This is a genomic window from Micromonospora humi (assembly GCF_900090105.1).
Taxonomy (GTDB): Bacteria; Actinomycetota; Actinomycetes; order Mycobacteriales; family Micromonosporaceae; genus Micromonospora; species Micromonospora humi.
Genome location: NZ_FMDM01000008.1, coordinates 20,696 through 40,395, shown reverse-complemented (window position 1 = coordinate 40,395; position 19,700 = coordinate 20,696). Strand labels below are relative to the sequence as shown.

Genomic DNA, 19,700 nt, shown 5'->3' with positions numbered 1-19,700 from the left:
CCGGACGGCACCCTTCAACCTGCGGCGTCGTCGGTGAGGTCAGGGGTTGCGAGGCGGGCGCGGCGCTGGCGACAGTGACCGCACATCCGACAGATCGGCGACCACCATGACGACTGCTGGGACGAGGCTGCTCTTCGACCTGCGGGACCCCGCGCTGCAGGACGACCGCTACGGCTACTACCGGCGGGTCCGCGAACGCGAGCCGGTGCACCGCTCACCCCTGGGCTACTGGGTGGTCACCGGCTACGACGAGTGCGACGCGGTGCTCCGCTCCCCCGGGGTCAGCACCGACTTCACCGACGATCCACAGTGGGCACGGGTGCGCGGCGGGCCGGACAGCCCGGTCGTCGCCAGCGCACGCCGGTGGATGCTCACCCGTGGCGGCGGCGACCACCGTCGGCTGCGCCGGATGGTGTCCCGGGCGCTGTCGCCGGCCGCCATGGCCCGGCTCCGCCCGCGGATCCGGGCGCTGGTCAACGAGATGATCGACGAGATGGGCGAGGGCGAGGCGGACCTGATCGCCGGTCTCGCGCTGCCGCTGCCGGTCGTCGTCGTGTGCGAGCTGGTGGGCATTCCCCTGGCGGACGCCGACCGGTGCCGGCAGTGGACGAACACCATCGCCGACGTGGTCGACCCGATGGTCACGCCCCGGATGCGCCGGCGGATGAACGAGGCGGTCCCGGAGTTCAGCGCGTACATCGCCGAGCGGCTCGCGGAGCGCCGAGCCGAGCCGCGCGACGACCTGCTGTCGATCCTGCTGGAGCCGGACGCCAAGGGTGACCGGCTCAGCGACGAGGACATCGCCGCGCAGATCCTGGTGCTGTTCAACGCCGGGCACGAGACGTCGGTGAACGTGATCGGCAACGGCATGGTGTCGCTGTTGCAGAACCCGGACCAGCTCCGGCTGCTGCGGGAGCAGCCGGAGCTGATCGAGCGCGCCTTCGACGAGCTGTCCCGGCACAACTCCGCGGTGCAGATCATGGCCCGGCAGACGATCGCGCCGGTCGAGGTCGGTGACGTCACCATCCCGGCCGGGGCGTCGGTCTTCATCGTGCTCGGCGCCGCGCACCACGACCCGCGCAGGTATCCGGACCCGGAGCGGCTCGACGTGACCCGGACCGGCACGTCGCCGCTGATCTTCGGCTCCGGCCCGCACTACTGCATCGCCGCGACGCTCGGCAAGATGGAGGTGGTGATCGCGTTCGAGGAGCTGCTGCGGCGCTACTCCTCGATCGAGCTGGCCACCACCGAGCTGCCGTGGTACTCGCACTTCACGTTCCTGCTCGGCCTGCGCAGCCTGCCACTGCGCCTCACGTACGCCGACTGACCGGCACGACGAGGGGGCCCAGGCGGACGCCTGGGCCCCCTCGTCGTGCGCTCAGCGCAGCCCGGCCAGCCACCCGGTGACCGCGGCGGCCGTCTCGCCCGCGTGCTCGGCCATGATCGAGAAGTGGTTGCCGGTCACGTCGACGGCGGTGTGCGGCAGCTCCCAACCGGCCCGCCAGTCGTCGTCGCGGTCCCACGGGCCCAGCGGCTCGGTGGCCCGCACCACGAGCGTCGGCGTCTCGATCTCGCGGGCCTCGAAGCCGCCGCTCATCACGCCGTAGTGCCCTTGCGCGGTGAGCCGGATGTCGTCCATCGGCACGTACTGGTGCTGCCGCTCGATGACGCCGGTGGACAGCTCGTTCTGCCAGACCTCGTGCATCGGCCGGGACAGCGGGTAGGTGTCGACCAGGACCAGGCCGGCCGGCACCACGTCCTCCTCCTCCAGGTAGCGGGTCAGCGCGTGCGCCAGGATCCCGCCGCCGGAGTGCCCGACCAGGACGAACGGGTCGTCCCCCACCAGCTCGCGCAGGCACCGGGCCTGCCAGGCGAGCATCACGTACGCGTCGGCCGGCAGCAGCTCGCCGCGACCGAAGCCGGGCACCGGCAGCACCGACACGTCGCGCTCGCCCCGAAACGCCGCGGCGAAGCGGGCGAACTCGTGCGGGCCGCCGGCCGCCGTGGTGCCGGTGTGGCACACCAGCCGGGGCGTGCGGTCGCCGCGCACCAGGGTCACCGGGTACGGCCCGTCCGCCATCTGGGCCGGGTCGGTGAAGACCGGCCGGAACTGCGAGGCCTCGTACGCCATCTTCATGAAGTCGACGACCCGGTTCGTCCGGATCGCCTCGCGGTAGAGCGAGTTGAGCAGGCCGACCGGGTTCTCGTCGTCCGGGGCGATGCCCAGCAGCGGCGCCGCCGGGTCGCCGGTCACCCCGGCCGAGGCGAGCAGCACCTGCTCCACGTGCGCGGCCAGCAGCACCGCCGACGGGTGGTCGAACGCCGCCGTGGAGCTCAGCGTCAGGCCGGTGGCCGTCTGCAGCCGGGTGCGCAGCTCGATCGAGGTCAGCGAGTCGAAGCCCAGCTCGAGGAACTTGTCGTCGGCGCCCACCGCCTCGGCCGACGGGTGGCCGAGGACGCGCGCGGCGTGGTCGCGGACCAGGTCGAGCAGGATCGGCCGCCGCTCGTGCGCGGGCGCAGCGAGCAGCGTCTCACGCAGCTCCCGCGCGCCGGGGGCCGGCGACTGCGACCGGGCGGCGAGGCCGCGTACCTCGGGCACGCCGTCGAAGAACGGCCGCGGGCCGCTCGCGGTCATCGTCTCGACGAACGGCTGCCAGCGGACGTCGGCGACGACGAGCGTGGTGTCGTCGTGCTCGACCGCCTGGCCGAGCGCGGCGAGCGCCTCGCCCGGCGCCATGGCCGGCAGGCCGAGGCGCTCCAGCCGGTCACGGATCTCCGGTGCGCCGGAGACGCCCTCGGGGTCGTCCCACGGCCCCCAGGCGACGGACGTGGCCGGCCGGCCGGCCGCCCGCCGCCGCTCGGCGAGCGCGTCGAGGTAGGCGCCGGCGGCGGCCGTGGTGGCCTGCCGGCTGCCGCCCCAGACGCCGGCGGCGGAGGAGAACAGCACGAAGGCCGTCAGCGGCAGGTCCCGGGTCAGCTCGTCCAGGTGCCGGGCCCCGGTCACCTTGGCGGCCAGGGCGGTCGCGACGGTCTCCGGCGTCAGGGCCGCGAGCGCGGTGTCGTCCCGCACCCCGGCGGCGTGGAAGACGGCGGTGAGCGGTTCGTCGGCGCCGATCCGGTCGAGCAGCCCGGCGAGGGCGGTGCGGTCGGCGACGTCGCAGGCCACCACCGTGACCCGGGTGCCCGACGCGGCCAGCTCGTCCAGTTCCGGGCCGCTCGTGGCGGCGCGGCCGGCCAGCACGACGTGCGGGGCGCCGCGGTCGGCCAGCCACCGGGCCAGGCGCCGGCCGAGCGCGCCGGTGCCGCCGGTGACCAGCACGGTGCCCTCCGGCTTCCAGGGGGCGGGCGCGGCGGTCAGCGGCGCCCGGACGAGTCGCCGCCCGAACGTGCCGGCCGGCCGCAACGCCACCTGGTCGTCGGCGCCGGAGGCGAGGACCCGGACGAGTTCCGCCGCCACCCGGTCGTCGACGACGGCCGGCAGGTCGACCAGGCCGCCCCAGCGCTCCGGGTGCTCCAGCGCGATCACCCGGGCCAGGCCCCAGACGGCGGCCTGGTCGGGGTCCACCGGGGCGTCCGAGCGGCCCTGGGCCACCGCGCCCCGGGACACCGTCCACAGCGGCGCGTCGATCCGGTTCACCAGGTCGATCGTCGAGTCGAGGGTCGGCGCGAGCGCCACCACGCCCGCCGGGGACGCGCCGGGCCCGATCTCCGCCGCGGTCAGCACGGTGGGCAGCACGCCCCGGTTCCGCAGCGCCGCGGCGACCAGGTCGGCGAGCGCGCGCACCTCGGGATCCCCGGGCGCGACGACCAGCCAGTCGCCGGTGAGCGTGCCGGCGGTGCCGTCGGGCAGCGCGGCCCAGGCGACCCGGTAGCGCCACGGCGTCGCCTCGACCGCGTCCACCGCCGGTTCCGGCGTCAACCAGTAGCGCTGGTGCTGGAACGCGTACGTCGGCGCCGGCACGCGCCGGCCGCCGGAGCCGGCGAGGACCGCGGTCCAGTCCGGGGAGACGCCGGCGACGTGCAGGCGGGCCAGCGCCTCGAGGACGGAACCGGTCTCGTCCCGGCCGTCGCGCAGCGTCGGCACCACCAGCGGCGCGTCGGCGTCGGGGAGTGACAGCCGGGCCATGCCGGTCAGCACGCCGGCCGGGCCGACCTCGACGAACCGCGTGACGCCGGCCGCGGCGAGGTGGCCGATCCCGTCGGCGAAGCGCACCGGCTCGCGCACCTGCCGCAGCCAGTACGCGGCGGAGAACTCCTCGACCGGCTCGCCGGTGAGGTTGGAGACGACCGGGATCCGCGGCCGCTGGTGGGTCAGCCCGGCGAGCACGCCGGCGAACTCGGCGAGCATCGGCTCCATCCGCGCCGAGTGGAACGCGTGCGAGACGCGCAGCCGGCTGGTGCGGCGGCCGAGCCCGGCGAAGTGCGCGGCGACCGCGTCGACGGCGTCCTCGTCGCCGGAGACGACGACGGCGCGCGGCGCGTTGACCGCGGCGATCTCGACGCCGGCACGCAGGGCGGCGCGGACCTCGTCCTCGTCGGCCTGGACCGCGAGCATCGCGCCGCCGGCCGGCAGCGCGTCCATCAGGCGGCCCCGGGCGGCGACGAGCGTGCAGGCGTCGTCCAGCGACAGCACGCCGGCGACGTGCGCGGCGACGATCTCGCCGATCGAGTGGCCGAGCACCGCGTGCGGGCGGATCCCCCACGACTCCAGCAGCCGGTACAGGGCCACCTCGACGGCGAACAACGCGGCCTGCGCGTAGCCGGTCCGGTCGAGCGCGTCGGCGTCCGCGTCGAGCACGTCGCGCAGCGGGCGGTCCAGCAGGGCGTCGAAGCGGGCGCAGGCGGCGTCGAAGGCGTCCGCGTAGGCGGGGAAGCGGTCGTGCAGTTCGCGGCCCATCCCGAGGCGCTGGGCCCCCTGGCCGGTGAACATCATCGCCAGCCGGCCCTCGGTGGCGCGGCCGTGCGGCACGCCGCCGGCCTCCGGGTCGCCGGCCGCCAGCGCGTCCAGCCCGGCGATCAGCCCGGCCCGGTCGGCGGCGAGCACGACCGCCCGATGGTCGAGCGCGGCCCGCCCGGTCGCCAGCGTGAAGCCGATGTCCGCGGGCGTGTCGGCGCCCTCGGCGACGAAGGCGCGCAGCCGCGCCGCCTGGGCCCACAGCCCGTCGGCGGTCCGGGCCGCCAGCGGTACGGGCACCGGGCCCGACCCCGCGGCCGGCTCGTCCCGCGCCGGCGTCGGGGGTGCCTCCTCCACGATGACGTGGGCGTTGGTGCCACTGATGCCGAACGCGGAGATGCCGGCCCGGCGGGGCCGCTCCCCCGGCGTCCACGGCGTCGGCTCGGTGAGCAGCTCGACCGCGCCGGCCGCCCAGTCGACGTGCGGGGTGGGCGTGTCGACGTGCAGCGAGCGGGGCAGCTCGTGGTGGCGCAACGCGAGCACCATCTTGATCAGCCCGGCCGCGCCGGCCGCGAACTGGGTGTGCCCGAGGTTCGACTTGACCGAGCCCAGCCGCAGCGGGCGGTCCGCCGGCCGGTCCCGCCCGTACGTGGCGATCAGCGCCTGCGCCTCGATCGGGTCGCCGAGCGTGGTGCCGGTGCCGTGCGCCTCGACCGCGTCCACGTCGGACGCGTCGATCCCGGCGTCGGCCAGGGCCTGCCGGATCACCCGCTGCTGGGACGGGCCGTTCGGCGCGGTGAGCCCGTTGGACGCCCCGTCCTGGTTGACCGCGGTCCCGCGCACCACGGCGAGCACCTCGTGACCGTGCCGTCGGGCGTCGGAGAGCCGTTCCAGCAGCACCAGCCCGGCGCCCTCGGACCAGCCGGTGCCGTCGGCCGCCGCCGCGAACGGCTTGCACCGGCCGTCGGCGGCGAGCCCGCCCTGCTTGCCGAACTCGGCGAACACCGCCGGGGTCGGCATCACCGTCACGCCGCCGACGAGCGCCATGGCGCACTCGCCGCGGCGCAGCGCCTGCGCCGCCAGGTGCAGCGCGACGAGCGCCGAGGAGCACGCCGTGTCGATGGTGACGGCCGGCCCCTCCAGGCCGAACGTGTAGGAGATCCGGCCGGACATCACGCTGCCGGCGTTGCCGGTCATGTAGTGGCCCTCGGCGTCCGGCGGCAGCGCGACCCCGACGCCGTAGCCGGTCGAGGCGCCGCCGACGAACACGCCGGTGGCGCTGCCGCGCAGCGAGCGCGGGTCCAACCCGGCCCGCTCGAACGTCTCCCAGGCGGTCTCCAGCAACTGCCGCTGCTGCGGGTCCATGGCGACCGCCTCGCGCGGCGAGATCCCGAACAGGCCGCCGTCGAACAGCGCGGCGTCGTACAGGAAGCCGCCCTCGGGCGCGAAGCCCGCGTCCCGGATCTCCGGCCAACCCCGGTCGGTGGGGAACCCGGAGACGCCGTCGCCGCCGTCGGCCAGCAGCCGCCACAGTTCCTCCGGTGACCGGACGCCGCCGGGGAACCGGCAGGCCATCCCGATGATCGCCAGCGGCTCGGCGTCGGGCACGGCGATCGGGTCCGGCGCGGCGGCCGGGTCCCCGCCGGCCACCAGCTCGCCGAGCAGGTGCCCGGCGAGGTCGTGCGGGGTCGGGTAGTCGAAGACCAGGGTGGCCGGCAGCCGCAGCCCGGTGACGCCGGCCAGCAGGTTGCGCAGGTCGAGCGCGGTGAGCGAGTCGAAGCCGAGGTCGCGGAACGCCTTCGCCGGTTCGATGGCGTCGCCCGACGGGTGGCCGAGCACCAGCGCGGCGTGCCCGCGGACGAGGTCCAGCAGGACGGCCGGCCGCTCGGCCGGGTCGGCCGCGGCGAGGCGGTCGGCCAGGGTGCCGGCCGGGCCCTCGTCGCCGGCGCCGGGTTCCGGCGTAACCGCCCGCACCTCGGCCAGGTCGGCGATGAGCGGGCTGGGCCGGGTGGCGGTGAACGCGGGGGCGAACCGGGGCCAGTCGATGTCCACCACGGCGACGTCGGTCTCGTCCCGGTCGACGGCGGCGGCCAGGGCCGACATCGCGGTCGCCGGGTCCATCGGCGGGACCCCGGCGGTCCGCAGCCGGCGCTGGACCACCTCGTCGGCGGCCAGGCCGGCGCCGGCCCACGCGCCCCAGGCGATCGACGTGGCCACCTGTCCCCGGTCGCGGCGGCGCCGGGCCAGCGCGTCCAGGGCGGCGTTGGCGGCGGCGTAGTTGGCCTGGCCGGCGGCGCCGATCGTGCCGGCGATCGAGCTGAACAGGACGAACATCGAGAGCGGCCGGTCGGCGGTGAGGTCGTCCAGCACCTCGGCGGCGGCCGCCTTGGCGTGCAGCACGGTGGCGAGCCGCGCCGGGTCGAGCGTGTCGATCACCCCGTCGTCGACGACCGCGGCGGCGTGCACGACCCCGGTCAGCGGGTGGTCGGCGGGAATCGCGGCCAGCACCCCGGCCAGCGCGTCCCGGTCGGCGACGTCGCAGGCCGCCACCGTCACCGCGGTGCCGCGCCCGGTCAGCTCGGTCACCAGCTCGTCCGCGCCGGGCGCGTCCGGTCCGCGCCGGCTGACCAGCAGCACGTGCGGGACGCCGCGGTCGGCCAGCCAGCGGGCGATCGTGGCGCCGAGGGCGCCGGTGCCGCCGGTGACGAGGACGGTTCCGTCCGTACCCCGGCGGGCCGGGCCGGCGGGGGCCGGCGCCGCGCGGACGAGGCGACGGGCGAGGACGCCGGAGCCGCGGACGGCGAGTTGGTCCTCGCCGTGGCCGCCGCCCAGCACGCCCGCCAGCCGCCGGCCGTCCCGCTCGGACAGCTCCTCGGGCAGGTCGACCAGGCCGCCCCAGCGGTCCGGCAGCTCCAGCGCGGCGACCCGGCCGAAGCCCCACACCTGCGCCGCCGCGACGCCGCGTTGCGGGTCGGACCGGCCGGTCGAGACCGCGCCGCGGGTCAGGCACCACAGCGGCGCCGGGGTGCCCGCGTCGCCGAGCGCCTGCACCAGCGCCACGGTGGCGGCGAGCCCGGCCGGGACGGCGTCCACCCCGCCGGCCGGCGTCTCCACGGTGGCCAGCAGTGAGACGACGCCCGCCGGGTCGGCCTCGGCGAGCGCGTCGAGCAGCAGCTCGGTCAGCTCGGCCCGGTCGGTGGCCGGCGCGTCGACGGCGACGGCCAGCACCTCGGCGCCGGCCCGGCGCAGCGCGGCGGTCACCTCGGCCGCCCCGGCGGCGTCGCCGGCGTCGTGCACCAGCAACCAGGTGCCGTCGAGCGTCCCGGCCGGCAGGTCGGCCACCGGCTTCCACGCCGTGCGGTAGCGCCAGGAGTCCACCGTGGACTCGGTGCGGCGGCGACCGCGCCAGGCGGAGAGGGCGGGCAACACGTCCTGGAGCCCCTCGGCGGGGTCCAGCCCGAGCGTGCCGGCGACGCCGTCGAGGTCGCGGCGCTCGACCGCCTCCCAGAACAGCGTCTCCGCCGGATCGGCCGGGCCGGCGTGCGGGGCGGCCGCCCCGGCCGGCGCGTCGATCCAGTAGCGCTGCCGCAGGAACGCGGTGGTCGGGAGTGGGTGGAGCCGGGGCCGCGCGGCGGCGAAGAACGCGGTCCAGTCGACCTCGACCCCGTGCGCGTGGAGCTGGGCCAGCGCGCGTACCGCGGCCTCGGCTTCCGGGCGGTCCGCCCGCAGCGCCGTCGCCAGCGCGGGCGCCTCACCGGGCACGGCGTCCGGGGTCTCGTCCAGGGTGAGCCGGACCAGCCCGGTGAGGGTGCCGTCCGGGCCGAGTTCGAGGAAACGGGTGACGCCCTCACGGCGCAGCCAGTCGACGCCGTCGGCGAAACGGACGGCCGACCGGGCGTGCCGGGCCCAGTAGTCGCCGGAGCGCATCTCCGGCCCGGCCGGCGCGCCGGTCACGTCCGAGACGATCGGGATGGTGGGCTCGGCGTGGGTCAGGCGCGCGCCCACCGCGCCGAGCTCGGCCAGGATCGGATCCATCCGGGCCGAGTGGAACGCGTACGAGCCGCGCAGCATCGTGGTCTTGCGGCCGGCGTCCCGCCAGTGGACGGCCAACTCCTCGACCGCGTCCCGGTCGCCGGAGACCACCACCGAGGACGGGCCGTTGACCGCGGCCAGGTCGGCCCGGCCGGCGTACCCGGTCAGTGCCTCGCGTGCCTCGTCGGCGCTCGCCCGGACCGCCATCATCACCCCGCCGGGCGGCAGCTCGTCCATCAGCCGGCCGCGCGCGGCGACCAGCTCGCAGGCGTCGACGAGCGTGAGCACGCCGCCGACGTGCGCGGCCACCACCTCGCCGAACGAGTGCCCGAGCAGGTAGTCGGGTCGGACCCCCCAGGACTCGAAGAGCCGGAACAGCGCGACCTCGACGGCGAACGTCGCCGGCTGGGTCCAGGTGGTGCGGTCGAGCAGCCCGGCGTCGTCGGAGGTGAACACCACGTCGCGCAGCGGCCGGTCGAGCAGCGGGCCGAAGGCCGCGCACACCTCGTCGAACGCCGCCGCGAACGCCGGGTACGCCGCGTACAGCTCCCGGCCCATGCCGGCGCGCTGCACGCCCTGGCCGGGGAAGAGGAACGCGAGCTTGCCGGAGCCGGCCGCCCCGGTCAGCGCGTACGGCGAGGGCTCGCCCGCCTCGACGGCGGCCAGCCCGGCCGCGGCGGTCCCGGTGTCCGCGGCCACCACCACCGCCCGGTGCTCGTGCCGGCCCCGGGAGGCGACCAGCGACCACGCCACGTCGGCCCGGTCCAGATCGCCGGCCCCGTCGACGAACTCCCGCAGCCGCCCGGCCTGGGCCCGCAGCCCCTCCGGGGTGCGGCCGGTGACGACCCAGGGCAGCGGGCCGGTCTCCGGCCGCGGGTCCCGCTCCGGCGCGGGCTCGACCGGCGGCGCCTGCTCGACGACGGTGTGCACGTTGGTGCCGCTGATCCCGAACGAGGAGACCGCCGCCCGCCTCGGCGCGCCGGTCTCCGGCCAGGGCCGGGCCTCGGTCAGCAGGCTCACGTCGCCCGCGCTCCAGTCGACGTGCGGCGTCGCGGTGTCGGCGTGCAGGGTGCGGGGCAGCAGGCCGTGCCGGATGGCCAGCACCATCTTGATCACGCCGGCGACGCCGGCGCCCTGCTGGATGTGGCCGATGTTCGACTTCAGCGAGCCGAGGTGCAGCGGGCGGCCCGGGGGCCGCTGCCGGCCGTACGTGGCGATCAGTGACCGGGCCTCGATCGGGTCGCCGAGCGGAGTGCCGGTGCCGTGCGCCTCGACGGTGTCGATCTGTTCGGGCGAGAGCCGGGCGTCGGCCAGCGCCGCCCGGATGACGCGTTGCTGGGCCGGGCCGCTCGGCGCGGTCAGGCCGTTGGAGGCGCCGTCGGAGTTGACCGCCGAGCCGCGGATCACCGCGAGCACCTCGTGGCCGTTGCGGCGCGCGTCGCCGAGCCGCTCCAGCAGCAGCACCGCGGCGCCCTCGGCGAAGCCCATGCCGTCGGCGCCGGCCCCGAACGCCTTGCACCGGCCGTCGGCGGCGAGCACCCGCTGGCGGCTGAGCTCCAGCACGCTGATCGGGTTGGGGATGACGGTCACGCCGCCGGCGATGGCCAGGGTGCACTCCTGCCGGCGCAGCGCCTGGGTGGCCAGGTGCAGGCTGACGCTCGACGACGAGCAGGCGGTGTCCACGGTGAGCGTGGGGCCCTCGGTGCCGAGGACGTACGCGACGCGCCCGGACACCACCGACAGCGAGCTGCCGGTGACCAGGTAGCCCTCGGACCCGGTGGCCGCGCCGACCGCGCCGGCGCTGTAGCCGAGCGAGCTGGCGCCGAGGAAGACGCCGGTGGGGGTGCCGCGCAGCGCGGTCGGCGCGATGCCGGCCCGCTCGACGGTCTCCCAGCACACCTCCAGGATCATCCGCTGCTGCGGGTCCATCGCGATGGCCTCGCGCGGGCTGATGCCGAAGAAGCCGCTGTCGAACATGGTCGCGTCGGCCACGTAGCCGCCGGCGGCGGAGTACGTCGTGCCCGCGTGCTCCGGGTCCGGGTCGTAGTAGTCGGCCAGGTCGAAACCCCGGTCGGCGGGAATCGGGCCGACCGCGTCGACCTCGCCGGCGACCAGTCGCCACAGGTCGTCCGGTCCGGTGACGCCGCCGGGCAGCCGGCAGCCCATCGCGACGATCGCGATCGGTTCCTGGTCGCCCGACTCGGCGGTACGCAGCCGCTGCCGGGTGTCGTGCAACTCGGCGATGACCCGCGCCAGATAGCCGCGCAGTTTCTCCTCGTTGTCCATGCGAACATCGATCCTTCCGGGAGGGTCAGGCGAGGCCGAGGTCCTGGTCCACGAGGGCGAAGAGTTCTTCGCTGGAGGCCGAACCGAGCTTGTCGATGAGGTCGGGGTCGACGGCCGGCACGGCCGGGGCGGCGCCGCGGGCGTGCCGGTCGAGCAGGGCTTCGAGCCGGAGCACGATGCGGATCCGGTCGATGTCGTCGGCGGGCAGGTCGGCCAGCGCGGAGTCGAGCCGGTCCAGCTCGGCCTCCGAGGGCAGAGCGTCCACCGCGTCCGCCGGGCCGAGTTCGGCGGCGATCCAGGCGGCCAGCGCCGCCGGGGTCGGGTGGTCGAACACCAGCGTCGCCGGCAGGGTCAGGCCGGTGGCCTCGGCCAGCCGGTCCCGCAGCTCGACCGAGGTGAGCGAGTCCAGGCCGAGTTCGCGGAACGCGCGGCCGGGTTCGATCGCGCCGCTGGAGACGTGCCCGAGCACCGCCGCGACGTGCGACCGGACCAGGTCGAGCAGCGCCCGTTCCCGATCGGCCGGGGCGAGCGCCGCCAGCTCCCGACGGGTGGTGTCCTGGTCCGGGTCGCCGCCGGGCTCCGGGGCCGCGTCGCGCCAGCCGGCGACGTCCGGCAGGTCGGCGATCAACGGACTGGGCCGTGGCGCGGTGAACGCCCGCGCGAACCGTGCCCAGTCCACGTCGGCCACGGTGACGGTGGTGTCGCCGTGCTCCAGCGCCTGTTCGAGGGCGGCGACGGCGTCGTCCGGGTCGAGCAGCGGCAGGCCGATGCGGCGCATGCCGCTCTCCGCGTCCGGGTGCACCATGCCCCCGCCGCGCCACGGCCCCCAGGCGACCGAGAGCACCCGGGCGGCCGGGGCCCGGCGGCTGCGGGCGAGCGCGTCGAGGTAGGCATTGGCCGCGGCGTACGCGCCGTGCCGGCCACCGCCCCAGGTCGCCGCGATCGACGAGAAGTAGACCACGGTGTCGAGCTGCGCCGGGTCGAGCAGCTCCGCCAGGTGCCGGGCGCCGGCGACCTTGCCGGAGGCGATCGCGGCCAGCTCGTCCGGCCCGGTGTCGGCCACATCGACGAGGGTGTTGACGCCGGCGACGTGGAACACGGCGCGAACCGGGTCACCGGCTGCCGCCAGGCCGTCGAGCAGGTCGCGTACCTGGTCGCGGTCGGTGAGGTCGCAGGCGGCGACCGTCACCCGGCTGCCGGTCGCGGCCAGCTCGTCGGCCAGCTCGGGCACGGCGCGGCCACCGCGGCCCACCAGCACCAGGTGCTCGGCACCCCGGCCGGCGAGCCAGCGCGCGACCCGCTCGCCCAGCGCGCCGGTGCCGCCGGTCACCAGCACGGTGCCGCTCGGCGTCCACGGTCGGGCGGGCTTCGGCCCGACCGGCGCCCGCTCGATGCGGCGCAGGAACGCGCCGGCGGTCCGCAGCGCGATCTGGTCCTCGCCGTCGGCGCCGGACAGCGCGGCGACGAGCCGGTCCGCGGCGCGGCCGTCCGGGGAGGTCGGCAGGTCGATCAGGCCGCCCCAGCGGGAGGGGCTCTCCAGCGCGGCGACCCGGCCGAGACCCCAGACCGCGGCCTGCTCCGGGCGGTCCACCGGCTCGGCGCCGACGGCGACCGCGCCGCGCGTCACGCACCACAGCCGGCCCTGCGTCACGGCCCGCAGCAGGGCCACGGTCGCGGCGAGCCCGGCGGTGACGACCGGGTGCTCCGGGTGCGGGGCCTCGTCGAGGGCGAGGAACGACAGCACGCCGGCCGCGCCGTCGAGCTGCTCCGCCGGGGCGGCATCACCGGCCACCACGGTGGTCTCGGCGCCCGCCGCGGTGAGGGCGGCGAGGGCGGCGAGGACGTCCGGGTCGGCGGCGTACGCGGGCGGGACCACCACCACCCACCGTCCGGTCAGCGGCGCGGACGGCCGGTCGGCGGCCGCCGTCCAGCCGGCGACGTACCGCAGGCCGTCGAGCCGGCCGGACCGCACGCCACGACGGTGCCAGGCGGACAGGGCGGGCAGCAGCTCGCGCACCGCGTCCGGCCGGTCCACGGCCAGCGTGCCGGCCAGCGACTCGGCGTCGGACCGGTCGACGGCGTCCCAGAAGGACGCCTCGAAGCCGGCGGCGGCGCCCGGCGCCGGGGCCGGGGTGGCGGACGGCAGCGGCCAGAACCGCCGGCGCTGGAACGCGTACGTGGGCAGGTCGGCGACCGCCCCGGCCGGGGGTGACACGGTCGACCAGTCCACCGGCACCCCCCGCACGTACGCCTCGGCGAGGCTGGTCAGCAGCCGCCGCGGGCCGCCGTCGTCGCGGCGGAGCGTGCCGACCACGTCGGAGCGGCGTCCGGCGTCGGTCAGCAGCTCGGCGAGCGGCACGGCGAGCACCGGGTGCGGGCTGATCTCCAGGAACACGGCGCCGTCCGGCATGGCGAGGACCGCCCGGTCGAAGCGGACCGTCTCGCGCAGGTTGCGGAACCAGTACGCGCCGTCCATGGTCGTGGTGTCCAGGCGCTCGCCGGTGACCGACGAGTAGAGGGGCACCGTCGACGGACGGCCGGTCACCCCGGCCAGCAGTCGCCGCATCGGCTCGCGCAGCTCCTCGACGTGCGCGGTGTGCGACGCGTAGACGACCGGGACGCGCTTGACCCGTACGCCGGCGGTCTCGCCGGCCGCGAGCAGCTCGGTCAGCGCCTCCTCGTCGCCGCCGACCACGACGGCGGTCGGGCCGTTGACCACGGCGACCTCCAGCCGGTCGGCCCACGGCGCGATCCATCCGGTGGCCTCGTCCAGCGGCAGCGCGACCGACACCAGGCCACCGCGGCCGGCGATCAGGCGCAGCTCCCGGGAGCGCAGCGCGACCACGGTGGCGGCGTCGGTCAGGCTGAGCGCGCCGGCCACGCAGGCCGCCGCGATCTCGCCCTGGCTGTGCCCGACCACCGCGGACGGGCGGACGCCGTGCGAGCGCCACACCTCGGCCAGCGCCACCATCACGGCGAACAGCATCGGCTGGACGACGTCGTCGCGATCGAGCGCCGGGGCGCCCTCGACGCCGAGCAGCACGTCGTGGGCGGACCAGTCGAGGTGCGGGGTGAGGGCGTGCGCGCAGGCGTCGAAGCGTGCGGCGAAGGCGGGATGGCGCCGGTAGAGCTCCCGGGCCATGCCGGCCCACTGCGAGCCCTGGCCGGGGAAGACGAAGACCGCCTCGGCCGTACTCCGGGCGACGCCGTGCACGACGCCGGGCGCCGGCTCACCGGTGGCGAGCGCGGCCAGGCCGCCGGTGAGGTCGGCCGGGTCGTGGCCGACCACGACGGCCCGGTGCTCGAACCGGGACCGCCGGGCGAGGGCCGCGGCGACGTCGGCCACCGGCCGGGCGGCGTGCTCCGCCAGATACGCGCGCAGGCGTTGGGCCTGGGCCCGGACCGCCTCGGCGGAGCGCCCGGAGAGCACCCACGGCACCGGCCCGCCGTCGGCGGGGGTCGCCGGGTCCGGCTCGGCCGGCGCGTCGGCCGGGGCCTGCTCGATGACGAGGTGGGCGTTGGTGCCGCTCGCGCCGAAGGACGACACGGCGGCCCGGCGGGGGCGGCCGGTCTCCGGCCAGGGTTGCGTCTCGGTGACCAGCTCGACCGCGCCGGCGCTCCAGTCGACGTGCGGGGTGGGCGCGTCGACGTGCAGGGTGCGGGGCAGCACGCCGTGCCGCATGGCGAGCAGGATCTTGATGATCCCGGCGATGCCGGCGGCGGCCTGGGTGTGGCCGATGTTGGACTTCACCGAGCCGAGCCGGAGCGGCCGGTCGGCCGGGCGTTCCTGCCCGTACGTGGCGAGCAGCGCCTGCGCCTCGATCGGGTCGCCGAGCGTCGTGGCGGTGCCGTGCGCCTCGACCAGGTCCACCTCCGAGGAGTGCAGGCCGGCGTCGGCGAGGGCCGCCCGGATGACGCGCTGCTGGGCCGGGCCGTTGGGGGCGGTGAAGCCGTTGCTGGCCCCGTCCTGGTTGAGCGCCCCGCCGCGCACCAGCCCGAGGACGGGGTGACCGTTGCGGCGCGCGTCGCTGAGCCGCTCGATGAGCACCACGCCGGCCCCCTCGCTCCAGCCGGTGCCGTCGGCGGCGGCGGCGAACGGCCGGCACCGGCCGTCGGAGGCGAGCCCACCGAGGCGGCCGAACTCGGAGAACGGGCCGGGGGTGGCCATCACGGTGACGCCGCCGGCGAGCGCCATCGTGCACTCGCCGCGGCGCACCGCCGCGGCGGCGAGCTGGAGCGCGACCAGCGACGAGGAGCACGCGGTGTCGACCGAGAGGGCCGGGCCCTGCAACCCGAACGTGTAGGCCAGGCGACCGGAGATGACGGCGGCGCTGACGCCGGTGATCAGGTGGCCGCCGGCGCCGGTGTCGGTGTTGGTGAGCACCACGCCGTAGTCCTGGGTGTTGGTGCCGACGAACACGCCGGTGTCGCTGCCGCGCAGGCGGTGCGGGTCGATCCCGGCCCGCTCGACGGTCTCCCAGACGGTCTCCAGCAGGACGCGCTGCTGCGGGTCCATGGCCAGCGCCTCGCGCGGGCTGATGTCGAAGAACGCCGCGTCGAAGTCGCCGGCGTCGTAGAGGAAGCCGCCGGCGCGCGGGTAGTCGACCGGGTCGGCGTCCGGGTCCCAGCCCCGGTCGCCCGGGAACTCGCCGATGGCGTCGCCGCCGGACTCCAGCAGCCGCCAGAACTCCTCCGGCGACCGGACGCCGCCCGGGTAGCGGCACCCGACGGCGACGATGGCGATCGGGTCGTCGTCCGTCTCCGGCCGGGCCACCGGCGGCGCCGGCTCCGGCTCGTCGGCCGGCACGGCGTCGAGCTGCCGCTCGATGTGCGCCGCGAGCACGGCCGGGGTCGGGTAGTCGAAGATCAGCGTGGCCGGCAGCCGGATCCCGGTGCGGGCCTTCAGCCGGCCGCTCAGCTCGACCGCGGTCACCGAGTCGAAGCCGAGGTCGTCGAAGGCGCGGTCGACCTCGACGGCGTCCGCGCCGGCGTGGCCGAGCACCTCCGCGGCCTCGGCCAGCACGGTCGCCAGGACGAGACGCGCCCGCTCCCCCGGTTCGGCGGCGGCGAGTTCGGCGAGCAGCGTCGGCCGGGCCGGGTCGGCGTCGGGTTCGGCGGTCACGGCGGCCTCGGGCAGGTCGGCGAGCAGCGCGCTGCGCCGCGCCGACTGGAAGCCCGGCGCGAATCGCGGCCAGTCGACGTCGGCGACGACCAGGTCGGCGTCGCCCGCGTCGACAGCGGTCGCGAGCGCCTCGACCGCCGCCGCCGGCGCCATCGGCACCAGGCCGCGGCGGATCAGGTACGCGGCGGAGTCGTCCCCGGCCGCCATCCCACCGCTGGCCCAGGCGCCCCAGGCGATCGCGGTGGCGGCCAGCCCGGCGGACCGGCGGCGCTCGGCGAGGGCGTCGAGATAGGCGTTGCCGGCGCTGTAGGCGCCCTGCCCGCCGCCGCCCCACACCCCGGCGACCGAGGAGATCAGGACGAACCGCTCCAGCGGCCGGTCGGCGGTGAGCGCGTGCAGGTGGGCCGCGCCGGCGACCTTGGCCCGGACGGTGGCGGCGAACCCGGCCGGGTCCACGTCGGCGAGCGCGGCGGAGTCGGCCGCCCCGGCGGCGTGCACGACGGCGGTGAGCGGCCGGTCGGCGGGAATGCCGGCGAGCACACCGGCCAGCGCGTCCCGGTCGGCCACGTCGCAGGCGACGACGGTCACCGTGGTGGTGTCGGACGACAGTTCGGCGACGAGGTCCCGGGCGCCCGGCGCGTCGGGGCCGCCGCGGCTGAGCAGCAGGACGTGTGGGGCGCCGCGTCCGGCCAGCCAGCGGGCGACGTGCCCGCCGACCGCCCCGGTGCCGCCGGTGACCAGCACCGTCCCGCCGGGACGCCAGGACTCGGCGGGGTCGGCGGCACCCGCGCGCACCAGTCGCCGACCGAACACACCGGAGGTGCGCACGGCCACCTGGTCCTCGACCGGTTCCCCGTCGGCGGCCGGGTTCGTGCCGGCGACGGCCAGCAGCGCGGCGAAGCGGCGGCCGTCCCGGACGGTCATCGCCGGCGGCAGGTCGACCAGGCCGCCCCAGCGCCGGGGGATCTCCAGCGCGGCGGCCCGGCCGAGCCCCCACACCTGGGCCTGGTCCGGCTCGCGCAGCGGGTCCGACCGACCGGTGGAGACCGCGCCGCGGGTCACGCACCACAGTGGCGCGTCCAGCCCCACCGCACCCAGCGCCTTGATCAGCGCCAGCGCCACCGACGCGCCGGCGGAGACGCCGGCCGGCGCGGCGGGCCCGTCGGTCAGGGCCACCACGCCGGTGATGTCGTCCGCTTCGAGGATCGCGTCGAACAGTTCGTCGGTCAGGCTCTCGGCGTCGGCCGCCGCCGGGCAGCGCACGGTGCGGGCCCCGGCCGCGTGCAGCGCCTCGACCACGTCGTCGCCGTCGCCGACGACCAGCCAGGTGCCGCTCAGCCGGCCGGCGGGCGGCTCGGGCAGCGGACGCCAGGTCACCCGGTAGCGCCAGGAGTCGACGACGGCCTCGGTCCGGCGACGTTCGTGCCAGGAGGCGAGCGCGGGCAGCAGCGCGGTCAGCGACGCCTGCTCGGCCTCCGAGTCCAGGCGTAGCGCCCGGGCCAGGCCGTCGTGGTCGCGGCGGGTCACCGACTCCCAGAAGGCGCCGTCGGTGGTGCCGGACAGCGCCCGGGCCGTCGGGGCGGAGAGCCAGTAGCGCTCCCGCTGGAACGCGTACGTGGGCAGCGGATGCGGTTCCCCCGGCCACTCGCCGGTGAGCACGTCGACCCGCTCCCCGGCGGCCCAGCGCGCGGCCAGCGCGACCGTCTCCGCCGGCGCGCCGTCCACCACGACGACGGGTCCGTCCTCGGCACCCGTCGCCAGCGCGGTGCACGCCCGTGCGAAGTCGCCCGGCTCCCGGCCGAACACCACGGCCCGGTACTCGAACGCGGTCCGGGTGCCGGCCAGCGCGTACGCCACCGCGGCCGGGTCGGTGCCGGTGCCGGCGACGTCGGCGAGCGCGGCGGCCTGGGCGCGCAGCGCCGGAGCGGACCGGGCCGACACCAGCCACGGGACGACGTCCGGGGCCCCGACGGGCGGCGTGGGCGGAGCCTCGTACGCCGGCGCCTCCTCGACGATGACGTGGGCGTTGGTGCCGCTGATCCCGAACGAGGAGACCGCGGCGCGTCGCACCCGGTCCCCGGCCGGCCAGTCGCGCGCCTCGGTGAGCAGGCGGACCGCGCCCGTGGACCAGTCGACCTCCCGGGTGGGCTCGGCGGCGTGCAGGGTACGGGGCAGCACCCCGGCCCGCAGGGCCAGCACCATCTTGATGACCCCGGCCACGCCGGCGGCGGCCTGGGTGTGGCCCACGTTGGACTTCACCGTGCCCAGCCAGAGCGGGTCGGCGCCGGCCGCCCGGCCCTGCCCGTACGTGGACAGCAACGCCTGGGCCTCGATCGGGTCGCCGAGCCGGGTGCCGGTGCCGTGCGCCTCGACCGCGTCCACGTCGGCCGCCTCGATCCCGGCGTCGCGTAGCGCGTCCTCGATCACCCGCTGCTGGGACGGGCCGTTGGGGGTGGTGAGCCCGCTGGACGCACCGTCCTGGTTCACCGCGGTGCCGCGCACCACGGCCAGCACCGGGTGCCCGTGGCGGCGCGCGTCGCTCAGCCGCTCCAGCAGCAGCACGCCGGCGCCCTCGGACCAGCCGGTGCCGTCCGCGCCGTCGGCGAAGGACTTGCACCGGCCGTCGCCGGCCAGGCCGCCCTGCCGGGCGAAGTCGAGGAACGTGTCCGGGTTGACCATCACGGTGACGCCACCGGCGAGCGCCAGGCTGGTCTCCCGCGCGCGCAGCGAGCGGGCCGCGAGGTGCAGGGCGACCAGCGACGACGAGCACGCGGTGTCGACAGTGAGCGCCGGCCCCTCCAGACCGAGCGTGAACGCGACCCGCCCGGAGAACACGCTGCCGGTGTTGCCGGTGCCGAGGAACGTCTCGACGCCCTCCGGGATGTCGAGGATCCGCTTGGCGTAGTCCTGGTACATCAGCCCGGCGAAGACGCCGGTCCGGCTGCCGCGCAGCGTGGACGGGTCGATGCCGGCCCGCTCGATCGCCTCCCAGGTGACCTCCAGCAGCAGCCGCTGCTGCGGGTCCATGGCCAGCGCCTCGCGCGGCGAGATGCCGAAGAAGCCGGCGTCGAACCGGGCGGCGTCGGGCAGGAACCCGCCGACCGGTTCGAGCCCGGCCGGGATCGCGCCGAGGTCCCAGCCCCGGTCGGACGGGAACGGGGACATCGCGTCCACGCCGTCGTGGACCAGGTCCCAGAACCGTTCCGGGGTGTCGGCGTCGCCGGGGAAGCGGCAGCTCATCCCGATGACGGCGATCGGCTCGGCGTCCGCCTCCTCGACCGCGCGCAGCCGCTGCCGGACCTGGGCCAGGTCGGCGGTGACGCGCTTGAGGTATTCGCGGAGCTTCTCTTCGTTGGTCATCGCAGT

The 19,700-nt window shown here is 77.0% G+C and carries 1 protein-coding gene and 2 pseudogenes; 1 reads left to right on the top strand and 2 read right to left on the bottom strand.

The features are described from left to right. The first annotated feature begins 106 nt into the window (after window positions 1–106). On the top strand, window positions 107–1,327 hold the full coding sequence (locus tag GA0070213_RS16805) for a cytochrome P450 (protein WP_091064510.1): 1,221 nt from the start codon (window positions 107–109) through the stop codon (window positions 1,325–1,327). A gap of 51 nt (window positions 1,328–1,378) precedes the next feature. Here the strand turns inward: GA0070213_RS16805 and GA0070213_RS16800 are convergent. Then, window positions 1,379–11,194: pseudogene (locus GA0070213_RS16800) on the bottom strand (type I polyketide synthase); the annotation flags it as partial. A 43-nt stretch (window positions 11,195–11,237) separates the two neighbouring features. Then, window positions 11,238–19,688: pseudogene (locus GA0070213_RS32235) on the bottom strand (type I polyketide synthase); the annotation flags it as partial. Window positions 19,689–19,700: the final 12 nt, after the last annotated feature.